At 65.7% G+C, this 10,466-nt stretch carries 9 protein-coding genes and 1 pseudogene; 4 read left to right on the top strand and 6 right to left on the bottom strand.

Annotation, left to right across the window (positions count from 1 at the left end; genetic code table 11):
* On the top strand, positions 1-176 hold a 176-nt coding region (locus tag AACR77_RS23075), incomplete at its 5' end, for a phosphopantetheine-binding protein (RefSeq protein ID WP_156133348.1).
* The gene (gene amoH, locus AACR77_RS01575; RefSeq protein ID WP_042879383.1) at positions 173-1,717 is read left to right on the top strand and encodes an amonabactin biosynthesis glycine adenylation protein AmoH; all 1,545 of its coding nucleotides are present in this window, start codon (positions 173-175) and stop codon (positions 1,715-1,717) included. The genes AACR77_RS23075 and amoH, both read left to right, overlap by 4 nt.
* An 82-nt stretch (positions 1,718-1,799) precedes the next feature.
* On the opposite strand, the gene AACR77_RS01570 is transcribed toward amoH, so the two are convergent.
* Entirely contained in the window at positions 1,800-2,738 is a 939-nt protein-coding gene (locus AACR77_RS01570; RefSeq protein ID WP_042879381.1) for an ABC transporter substrate-binding protein, read from the bottom strand.
* A gap of 185 nt (positions 2,739-2,923) precedes the next feature.
* On the opposite strand from AACR77_RS01570, the gene AACR77_RS01565 reads away from it, so the two are divergent.
* Positions 2,924-3,655 (top strand): 4'-phosphopantetheinyl transferase family protein, encoded by a 732-nt coding sequence (locus AACR77_RS01565; RefSeq protein WP_042879379.1) that lies wholly within the window; start codon positions 2,924-2,926, stop codon positions 3,653-3,655.
* A gap of 90 nt (positions 3,656-3,745) precedes the next feature.
* Here AACR77_RS01565 and AACR77_RS01560 read toward each other — a convergent pair whose 3' ends face one another.
* The 5 genes from AACR77_RS01560 to AACR77_RS01540 all read right to left on the bottom strand — a co-directional run bounded on the left by AACR77_RS01560 (position 3,746) and on the right by AACR77_RS01540 (position 10,034).
* A complete protein-coding gene (locus AACR77_RS01560) occupies positions 3,746-4,564 on the bottom strand; it encodes an amonabactin ABC transporter ATP-binding protein (protein ID WP_039038896.1) in 819 nt (272 codons plus the stop codon).
* A 43-nt stretch (positions 4,565-4,607) separates the two neighbouring features.
* Positions 4,608-5,657 (bottom strand): amonabactin ABC transporter permease subunit 1, encoded by a 1,050-nt coding sequence (locus tag AACR77_RS01555; RefSeq protein WP_042879377.1) that lies wholly within the window; start codon positions 5,655-5,657, stop codon positions 4,608-4,610.
* Positions 5,658-5,669: 12 nt separating this feature from the next.
* Positions 5,670-6,686, bottom strand: coding sequence for an amonabactin ABC transporter permease subunit 2 (locus AACR77_RS01550; protein WP_042879374.1), 1,017 nt, complete (start codon positions 6,684-6,686; stop codon positions 5,670-5,672).
* Between the two features lie 78 nt (positions 6,687-6,764).
* Positions 6,765-8,738 (bottom strand): siderophore amonabactin TonB-dependent receptor, encoded by a 1,974-nt coding sequence (locus AACR77_RS01545; protein ID WP_010674445.1) that lies wholly within the window; start codon positions 8,736-8,738, stop codon positions 6,765-6,767.
* Positions 8,739-8,798: 60 nt separating this feature from the next.
* Entirely contained in the window at positions 8,799-10,034 is a 1,236-nt protein-coding gene (locus AACR77_RS01540; RefSeq protein WP_042879372.1) for an MFS transporter, read from the bottom strand.
* A 215-nt stretch (positions 10,035-10,249) separates the two neighbouring features.
* On the opposite strand from AACR77_RS01540, the pseudogene AACR77_RS01535 reads away from it, so the two are divergent.
* Positions 10,250-10,466: pseudogene (locus tag AACR77_RS01535) on the top strand (hypothetical protein); the annotation flags it as partial.

Raw genomic sequence — 10,466 nt, 5'->3', positions numbered from 1 at the left:
AGACCCTGTGTGAACTCGGGGTGGATTCGGTGCAGCAGCTCGCCCTGCTGGCGGCCCTCAACGAGGCGTTCGCGCAGGATCGGGCGCCACTTACCCTGCAGATGCTCAAGGCCCATCCATCCCCCAGCCGGCTCTACCGACACTGGCTGGTGCGTCAAACGGAGGCCGCGCTATGACGGTGACCATCAAGCATAAGGCTCCGCTCGTGCAAACCCGGCCTGCCCCCCGTGAGGGGGCGGCCAACCTGGGCGCGCGACTGGCGGCCTGTCTGGCCGCCACCCCGCTGGCCCCCGCCATCCGGATGGGAGGGGAGGGTATCGGTGAGGGTGGATCAGATGAGCAGTGGCTTAGTTACGGCGCGCTCAATGCCAGGGTCGGCGAGATTGCCGCCCGATTGCAGGGGCTGGCGGTGGGGGAGCGGGTTGGCCTCTATCTCTCCCGCGGCCCCGATCTGGTGGCCAGCCTGCTGGCCTGCCTGCGCCTCGGCCTCACCTTCGTGCCCCTTGAACCGGACTTTCCGGTGGAGCGGCTGCAGGGGATCGCCCGCCAGGCGCGCCTGTCGGCGGTGATCTGCGACGGCGATCGATCGGTGCCCGCCTTCGGCTGTCCGCTGCGCACCCTCGACGGGCCCGCAGCGGCAGGGCCCGTCTCCTGGTCTCAGGTGGATGACGCCCTGGCCGCCTACATGATGTTCACCTCGGGCTCCACCGGCGAGCCCAAGGGGGTGGTCATCAGCCGGCGGGCCCTGCTCTGCTTCCTCGACGGGATCCGTGAGCGGCTCGGGCTTTCACCTGGCTGCCACTGGCTCTTCATCACCACCCCGGCCTTCGACATCTCCCTGCTGGAGATGCTGGGGCCGCTCTGGGGCGGTGGCCGGCTGACGGTGGCCGGCGGTGATCACAACAAGGATCCCCTGGGGATGCTGGCCCTGCTCGAGGCCGACCCCTCCATCAACTGGCTGCAGGCCACCCCGGCCTGCTGGCGCATGCTGCTCAAAGCGGGCTGGCAGGGGCGCAATACCCTCACTGCCCTGTGCGGTGGCGAGGCGCTGGACCCAGGTCTGGCCGAGCAGCTCTGTGCCCGCACCCGGCGGCTGTGGAACTGCTACGGGCCGACCGAGGCCACCGTCTGGTCCCTGGTGAGCGAGGTGCGCTGGCCACCGACTGATGGCCAGATCACCATCAGCCACAGCCTGCCCGGCTATCGGCACTGGGTGCTGGATGAAGTGGGGCAGCCGGTGGCGGAGGGGGAGTGCGGCGAGCTCTGTATCGAGAGCCCGGCCCTATGCGAGGGGTACTGGCGCAAGCCAGCCTTGACCAGCGCCGCCTTCCTGCGCCTTGCCACCCATCGCCTCTATCGCACCGGCGATCGGGTGCGCCTCCTTGGGGCGGACCGTTTCCTCTATCTGGGACGGCGCGACGATCAGGTCAAGCTGCGTGGTTTTCGCATCGAGCTCGGCGAGGTGGAGGCGGGACTGCGCCGCCAGGCCGGGGTGCAGGAGGCAGCGGTGCGTCTGGTGGGCGAGGGGGACGAGGCCATGCTGGTGGGCTATGTGGAGGCCAGGGCCGGGGTGACCCTCAATCGCCTCGCCCTGCGCAAAGGCCTGCAGGCGACGCTGCCCCACTACATGGTGCCGGCGCGGCTCATCCTGCTGGATGCTCTGCCCAAGACCGGCAGCGGCAAGCTCGACAGAAAGGCGCTACCCTTGCCCGAGTAGGCGGCCTTGCAGGATGGTAAGAGCGATGGATAAAAAAGAAGCCCGCATCATGCGGGCTTCTTGTTGGCCGTAAACCGAGGGATTAGTGAGCGATGGGGGCGGCATCCGCCTTGGTGAGCAGGCGCTCGACGTCGTCGATCACCTTGAGGGCCGCCTGGGGGCCGCCGGTGGAGGTCCAGAGTGACCCGTCCACGGCGCCGAAGCGCTTGCCCTTGATGGCGCCGAGCTGCTGGAAGGCCGGGGTCTGCTCGGCCTGCTTCATGGCATCCACCGCATCCCCGCTGGTGCTGAGGGTGCCGATCACCAGCCAGTCACCGTCCAGCAGGTTGAGGGATTCGAGGCTCAGGGCCGGGGAGTGGGGGCTCTTGTCGCCAATCTGGTGGGACGGTCGGGTGAGCCCCATCTCGGTGACCACGCTGCTGGCAAAGGTGCCGCCGTGCATGTAGCTCGGCCCCTTGGGGTTCCAGCGCACTATGCTCATCTGTTCCCCCTGATGCTGGGCGAGCTTGCTGCGGGCCTCTGCCAGGCGGGCCTCATACCGGGTGAGGAACGCCTTGGCCTCGGCCCCCCGGTTCATCGCGTCGGCACTGCGGCCGAACACGGTTTTCCAGGGCTCGCCCCAGTTGCCGGTGACGACGGTAGGAGCGATCTCCTTGAGCAGGGCCAGGAGCTCGGGCTTGGTCTGGCCGGTGAGGATAAGGTCCGGCTCCAGATCGATGAGGGTCTCCAGATTGGGGTTGTCCAGATCCCCGACCACGGCGATCTCCTTGCCCGCCTTGTCCAGCAGATAGCGGGGCAGGGTGGACTGGCCGCGCCCATTGACGGTGCCTACCGGCTGCACCCCCAGAGTCAGGGCGCTGTCGAGATCGAGTTCGCTCAACACGACGACTCGCCGGGGCGCATCGGGGACGCTCTGGGGCTGGCCGTTGGCATCGATGACCTGGCGGCTGCCCGCCTGGGCCTGGAAGCCCGTCAGGCTGGCCAGCATGAGCAAGGTGGCCAGCGGGGAGAAGATCTTCATGGTGACATCCTTATGGGTGAAATCGGTGGGCCAGAGTCTGTGGAAAGTGCCTGAGAGCCGCCCGGCCAGCCCCGAATGGGCGGGGACATGCTACCACAAAGCAAGTGAGAAGCGTTGTCATTTGTATTTGTGGCATGACCTCGGCTTGCTTTGGTACCATCGCAGGCCCCTGTCAGGAGCCTTGCATGTTGCCTCGTTGTCCCTCACTCGATGGATCCTTTGTCCGTCAATTCGATGCCTTGTACCTGCCGGGCCTGGAGACGTTGCCTCTTCATCGGGTCAGTTTTGATCCCGCCGCCTTCTCGCCGGAGTGCTTTGGGGCACAGGGCATCATCCTGCCTGCTTCATTGCAGGGGGCTGCCCCCAGGCGCCTCGGGGAGTTTCTGGCAGGGCGTCTCGCAGCCCGTGAGGCCCTGCGTCCCTTCGGTCTTGCAGGATGCAGCGTGGCCATCGGAGCGGCCCGGGAGCCGCTCTGGCCTGAAGGGGTGGAGGGGAGCATCAGCCACAGCCGGCTGGCGGGAGAGGGGGTGGCCCTGTGTGCGGTGCGTCCGGGCCAGGAGGGAATCGGGCTGGATCTGGAGGCCTGGCTCGATGGCGACCAAGGGGCGAAGCTATGGCCCGGCATCATGGATGGGGAGGAGTGGGGACGGCTGGAGGCGGGGGGTCACGACGCCCAGCTGAGCCTGGCAGAGGGCGTGACCCTGGTGTTTTCCGCCAAGGAGAGCCTCTTCAAGGGGCTCTATCCCCGGGTGGGGCGCTACTTTGACTTTCTCGATGCCCGCTGGCTCGCCATGACGGCGCAGACTCTCACCCTGGAGCTCAAATGCCCGCTGACACCGACCCTGCCAGCCGGCTGGCGCGCCACCCTGCACTGGCAAGCCCTGCCGGGGGGCGTGCTCACCGTCTTGCTGCTGTGAGCACGATGCCAGCGCCCGGATAACGCCAACGCAAAGCCCAGAGAAAGAAACCGCCATCAGGCGGTTTCTTTCTCTGGCACAGGGTATGGCTCAGGCCGACACGCCATGGTCGGCGCGCAGGCGAGGCGCTTCGTCAGCGCGTCGGCGGGGCACGATGACAGGGGCCCCGTCGCCGGGGGCGTGCAGTATGTCCACATCGGTCTGGTAGAGGCGATCGATGAGGGGCTTGGTCACCACCTCCCGGGCCGGGCCCATGGCCTGGATGGCGCCATCCCCCAGGGCAATCAGCTCGTCGCAGTAGCGGGCGGCGGTGGCGAGATCGTGGATGACGATAAGCACCGTCTTGCCCTCGGCGGCGACCCGATGGATGGCCTCCATCACCTCGGTCTGGTGGCCGATGTCCAGCGCGCTGGTGGGCTCGTCCAGCAAGATGATGTCCGCATCCTGGGCCAGCACCATGGCGAGCCACACCCGCTGGGCCTGACCGCCGGACAGCGAACTGGCGCTCTGGTGCCAGATGGCATCAAGCTGCATCCGCTCCCGGGCCCAGTCCACCATGCGGGCATCTTCCTCGCTCCACTGATTGAACCAGCCCTGATGGGGATGGCGGCCATATTGCACCAGCTGCTCCACCAGGATACCGGGGGGGACCAGGGGGCGTTGGGGCAGATAGGCGAGTTCCCGAGCCAGGGCTTTGGCGCCATAGGCACCGAGTGGCTTCTCCTTGAGCAGGATCTCCCCGGACCGGGGCTGCTCCTGTCCCGCAAGGAGCTTGAGCAGCGTGGATTTGCCGCCGCCGTTGGGGCCGACGATCCCCACCAGCTTGCCCCGGGGGAGGGAGAAGGAGATCTCCTTGAAGATGGTCTTTTGCGGGTAGCCGAACTGGAGTCGGTTCACGGTGAGCGTCATCGGGCGGCCCTCGGTCTGTATTGAAAATGGATGAATGCCATGGTCAGTCGGCCTTCTGGCGATCTTTGAGCAGGATGAAGAGCAGCAGCAGGCCGCCGAGAATGCGGGTCATGATGCCGGTGGCCACTTCGTGGGGGCTGGCCAGCACCCGCACCAGGGTGTCGCTGGCGAGCAGCATCAGGGCGCCGCACAGGGCGGCAATCCAGAGCGGCACGATGTGATCCCGGCTGAGCCAGGAGGCAAGGATGGGGGCCGCCATGGCGATGAAAACCACGGGGCCGCCGATGGCGGTGCCAAGGGCTGCGACTATGATGGCCTGGGCCAGCACCCCGAGCTGCACCCGGTTCACGTTGACCCCGAGAGTTCGGGCGGTGACCGGTCCCAGGCGCAGCACGCCAAGGGAGCGGGAGAGACAGACGGTCCAGGGACAGATGAGCAGGAGCAGCAGGCTTACCGGCAGCAAGGTGCCATAGCCCTGACCGACGAAGTTGCCCATGTTCCACAGATAGAGGCTGGTGAGGTGCACCAGGGACTGGGTGGACATGACGAACTGGCCGAGGGCGTTCATCAGCTCCGAGACACCGATGCCGATCACCACGAACAGGTAGCCCTGTTCCCCCGGCTTGTTGCACAGGGCATAGAGCGCGGCGGCGGCAAACAGGGCGCCGAAGGGGGCGGCCCACCAGGGCCAGGTGCCCAGGGTCAGATAGAGGGAGAAGATGATGATGGCAAGGGATGCCCCCTCGTTGACCCCGATCATGTCCGGGGTGGCGAGGCGGTTTCGCACCAGGGTCTGCACCAGGCAGCCCGAGAGTCCCATGGCGGCGCCGGCCACCAGCACCGCCAACAGGCGCGGCAGTCGGATCTTGAAGACGGTCACCTGATCGAGTCGACTTCCCTCCCCGAGCAGGGTCTGGATCACCCCCATCATGGTGATCTTGCCGGACCCCAGGGTGAGGGCCAGCAGGGAGAGCAGGGTGAGGGCGACCAGGAGCCCCAGGGTGATGAGCCAGGCGCGGCGGTGCAGCAACAGGGTGCGGCTGCCAAGGCGAAGGCAGAGGGTGCCGCTCGGGAGTGAGAGAGAGTTCTTCATGGGCGTGGCACCTTATTTGACGGCCAGCAGGGAGCGGAAGCCGCCGCTGCGCACCACCAGGATGAGCACGGGCGCCCCGATGAGCGCCAGAATGACGCCGTTGGGCAGCTCGTAGGGCTGGATAAGCCAGCGGGCCAGCACATCGGCACCGAGCAGAAAGAGCACCCCGAACAGGGCGGAGAAGCGCACCTGGATGGCGAGGCGAACCGGCTCCACCAGGCGGGCGCAGTAGGCGGCGAGGAAGCCGACAAAGCCGATGGGACCGGCGATGGCGATGGCGCAGGCGGTGAAGAGCGTTGCGGCCAAGAGCACGCCGATCCGCACCCGGGTGGGGCGGATGCCGAGGGCCCTGGACTGGTGATCCCCCATCTGCATCAGGGTGAGAGGGCGACAGAGCGACAGGGTCAGCAGCAGGGCGGCCAGGGCGAAGGGGACCACGGTGAGTACCGCTTCCAGACTGGAGGCGGCAAGGGACCCTAAGTTCCAGAAGCGGAACTGCTCCAGCACCACCCGGTTGGAGAGCAACAGGAAGTTGGAAAGACCGCCGAAGGTGGCGGAGAGGGCGACCCCCACCAGGATGAGCTTGAGGGGGTTGGAGCGCCCCACCATGAGGCCGAGGCCCAGCACGATGAGGTTGCCGAGCAGGGCCCCCATGCCGGACCAGAGCAGATACCCGTAGGCGGATTCGACGCCAAACCAGGTGAGGCCGATCACCAGAGCAAAGACGGCGCCAGCATTGACCCCGAGCAGGCCGGGTTCGGCCAGAGGGTTGCGGGTGGCACTTTGCAGCATGGAGGCCGCCAGGGAGAGTGATGCCCCCACCACCAGGGCTGCCAGGGTACGGGGCAGGCGCAGGGTATGGACTATCATGGCGAGCTTTTCATCGGCCACGAAGGCGGGATCGCCCATCAGGAAACCGGCGACCTCGCGGCCACCATAGACACCGGCCCCGGTGGCCAGTGACAGACAAATCAGCAGGAAGAGGAGCAGCACGCCGAGCCAGAACAGCCGAGCTTGGTATCTGAGCACTCAATGACTCCTTGAATTCGGGGAGGCAGAAACGCAAAAAGGGAGCCCCGCGACCGGGGCTCCCGCATACAGGATGGATTACAGCTTGTAATCGACCCCTGCGTAGACGGTACGACCTTCCAGGATGAAGTCGGCGTCGGTCGCCACCTCGTCACGCTGGGTATTGGTGAGGTTGGTGATGCCGAGTTTGAAGTCCAGGGCCGGCGTGACGGTCCACTTGGTGTTCACGTCCAGGGTCTGGTAGTGCTTGGAGGTGAATGCCTGGGCGTTGCGAGCCGGCACCTTGATCACCTGGCTGCCGACATACTGCCAGGCCAGGTTGGCGCTGACCACGTCGCTCGCCTTCCAGTCCAGGCCGATGTTGCCGGTGTGATCCGGGGTCTTGGCCAGATCGTCACCCGTGCTCTTGTCTTCGGAGTCCAGCAGGGTCAGGTTGCCGGTCAGCTGCACGTTGTCCAGCACGTCGAACCAGCCGGTCAGCTCCAGCCCCTTGATGCGGGCCTTCTTGACGTTGAGGTAGGTCATGACGGTCGGACGGTAGCCCGGGCCCCACTGATCGCTCTGGATCAGATCCTCGATCTCGTTGTGGAAGCCGGTCACCCCTGCGCCGAAGCGATCGGCGTTGTAGGCGGTGCCAAGCTCGTAGCTGACGGAGGTTTCCGGCTTCAGATCCGGGTTGCCTATCACCTTGCAGGCGCCGCGGCAGGCGGTGGTGGCGAACCCTTCGCTGGACTGGGCCAGGGTCGGGGCCTTGAACGCCTTGCCGGCGCCGCCCTTGATCACCCACTCGTCACTCAGGGAGTAGAGGGCGTAGGCACGGGGGCTGAACTCGTTGCCATAGGTCTCGTGGTGATCCAGACGGCCGGAGAGCGTCAGGGCCAGATCCCCAAAGCCGAACTCGTCTTGCAGGTAGAGAGCGCTCTGGCTCGCATCCACGCTGCCGTTCTGGATGCTGCGGCTGTGCTCCAGCTCGGTCTTGCGGAACTCTGCACCTGAGGTCAGCAGGTGATCCCCGAGGTAGCCGCTCAACTGGCCATCCACCGTGTTGTTGGTCTGGGTGATGTCGGCGGCACCACCGTTGAGCTGGGAGTCATCCATCAGATCGGTCTGCTCGAAGTAGTAACGAGCGCGGCTGTCGAAGTGTTCCCAACGGCCGTTGTGGGTCAGCCCCAGGCTCAGGCGATCGAGTTTCTGCACGTTGTGGGGGGTGGCCGGTGCGGTCGGGGCACGGGGCACGTTGTTGAAGTAGCTGTCCATGTCGTTCTGGTTGTAACCCAGATCGAAGTCGATGTCCTGGTTGTCGGCCACCAGCCACTTCAGGCTGGAGAGCACGTTGACCACTTCCCGTTTCTCCAGGGCGTCGGCATCCGGGTTGTTGGACTGCTCGCTCTTCCAGCGATCCCGCTGATAGCCCTCCACCACCACGCTGCCCAGCAGCTTGTTGTCGATCAGGGCGCCGGAGACGAAGGCGCTACCCTGGTTGGCATCCCCGCCATCCCCCTTGGTGGGCATGGTGTGGGTGTAGCCGACGGCCGCTTCGGTGTTCTCCTTGGCCTGGCGCAGGATCACGTTGACCACGCCGCCGAGGGCATCGGCCCCGTACAGGGAGGAGACGGGACCGCGGATCACTTCGATGCGCTCGATGGCGGCCATGGGGATGGAGCTTAAGTCGAAGTCGTTGCCAAAGGAGCTGCCCAGGGTCTCGCGGGCGTTGACCCGCTTGCCGTTGACCAGCAGCAGGGTGTAGTCACCGCCCATGCCGCGGATCTTGATCTCGTTGCGACCCGTGGGGTTGGTGCCGATGATGTTGACACCGGGCACGTGCTTGAGGGCATCGCCGATGTTGTTGACGTTCATCTTGTCCAGATCGGCGCGGGTGACCACGGAGACGCTGGCCGGGGCGGTCAGCTCGGTGTGCTTGGTCTGGGTGGCGGTGACCACCACCGTCTCGTTGGCCTTGACGGACTCGGCCTGGGCCAGGCCCGGTACGGCCAGCAGACCAAGGGAGAGCAGAATGGGGTTCAGTTTAAAGAGGCCGTGCTGCAACTGCATTGTCAAAAACTCCATGGATATAACTGAGGTTATGGGGTCCGGATTCTTCTGATCCGGTGCTCACTGACTTCCTTGTCTGGCGGTGCCAGAGGCAGGATTATTGTTATCTCTTGTGCGCTTCAGGCCCCGGATGAGGAACCAGACACCGGCGCAGGCCACCAGGGTGCACGCAATGTTGATCCAGGCCAGGGTGGGGAAACCGTGCAGGGCGCCCCCCTCGTCGGAGACCAGATATCTGGCGGAGAGCAGGCTGCCTAGGCCCGCCGCCACATTGGTGACCGAGCCCTGGAAAGACATGAAGGCGGCGCGCTGATGGGGGGCCGGAATGGCCGCCGTGACCGCGAGGGTGGTGCTGGCACGGGCGGAGCTCAGGGCCATGAAGAGGGTGAACAGCAGATAGAGAGGCAGGCCTGCCGGCAAGGCAAAGCCCACCAGGGTGATCAGGGCCAGGGCCAGGCTGGTGAGCAGGATGGCGCCCTGGGCGCGGCCCTGATCGATCCAGCCGCCGCACAGGCGCATGGTGGCCATGCTGGCAAGGCCGCCGCACAGATAGAGGCTGGCGATCTGCTCGCGCGGGAAACCCAGGTTGAACTGGAAGTAGTTGGCAAAGTGCGGAATGAGCAGGAAGTGGCCGAACATCTGCAGGCAGAGGATAAAGAGGGCTCCCTGGCAGAGCGGTGACCCCAGCAACTGGCGTATCCCCTGGCCTGCCGAGGCCCGGTTGACCGGCAGGGACGGCAGCCAGATCGCACACAGCAGGGCCAGCAGCAGGCCGCCAGCACCAAACAAGAGGAAGGGGCTCTGCCAGCCAGACCACTGGGCCAGCACGAGGGCCGCGGGCACGATCAGAATGGCGGCCAGGGAAAACGCCATGCCCACGTAGGCGAGACGGCGGCCCCGCTCGGCGGGCGGTACCAGATCCAGCACCGCCGCCATCAGGATGGCCCCCAGGGGGCCGGCCACGCAGCCGGACAGGATAAAGATCAGCAGCAGGGTCTGGCTATCCTCGGCCAGGGCGCAAGCCATCAAGAGCAGGAAGCGCAGGAGCAGCAGCACCAGCAGGGCGGGTTTGCGGTTGACCCGATCGAGCCAGGGGGCGGCCAGGAGGCCCAGCAGGGCGGCTCCCAGGGTGGCGCCGCCGCTGAAGTAACCTGTCTGCTCCGGCAGCATCCCCAGACGGGTTACCAGTTCCGGGCCAAGGGGCATCACCATCATCATGCAGCCCATGGAGAGCATGTTGATGAGCAGCGCCAGGTGGATGGCGGCAGGGGTGGATGCGACGGATTCTGGCTTCATCAGAGGCTGACTCGAAAAAATGAGTCCGAATTGTATCCGAGGGTTTTTGTTGTGACAACAAATGATAACCATTTTTATTTGTATTGATTGGTATCTTAACGAGTCTTTATCAGGTGCCTCTGTGTGGGGTTGCATACCAGGCCCGTTGCAATCGGGGCGCCATGGACCATGATGGCAGGAAGCGAGAGGGTGGCGGTGAACGCCGGGAGGAGAAGATGCGCGCTGGATCAGGGTATTGGGGGCTGGGGTGCTGCCTGTTGCTGGCATTGCCCTTGAGGGCCGAAGTGAAGGTCATACCGGTATTCGAGGCGGATGCCGCGGTGCAGACGCTCAAGGAGATCTACCCGGATCTCGGGGTGAGCGCCATGGGCAACCAGCTGGTACTGAGCGGAACCCCCGCCCAGTTGCAGGAGGCCGAGCGTACCCTGGCGC

Source organism: Aeromonas sp. ZOR0002, assembly GCF_963866995.1.
GTDB classification, from domain to species: domain Bacteria; phylum Pseudomonadota; class Gammaproteobacteria; order Enterobacterales; family Aeromonadaceae; genus Aeromonas; species Aeromonas caviae.
Note: the sequence above shows the minus strand (reverse complement) of the source record. Positions and strands in the feature narration are given on the sequence as shown.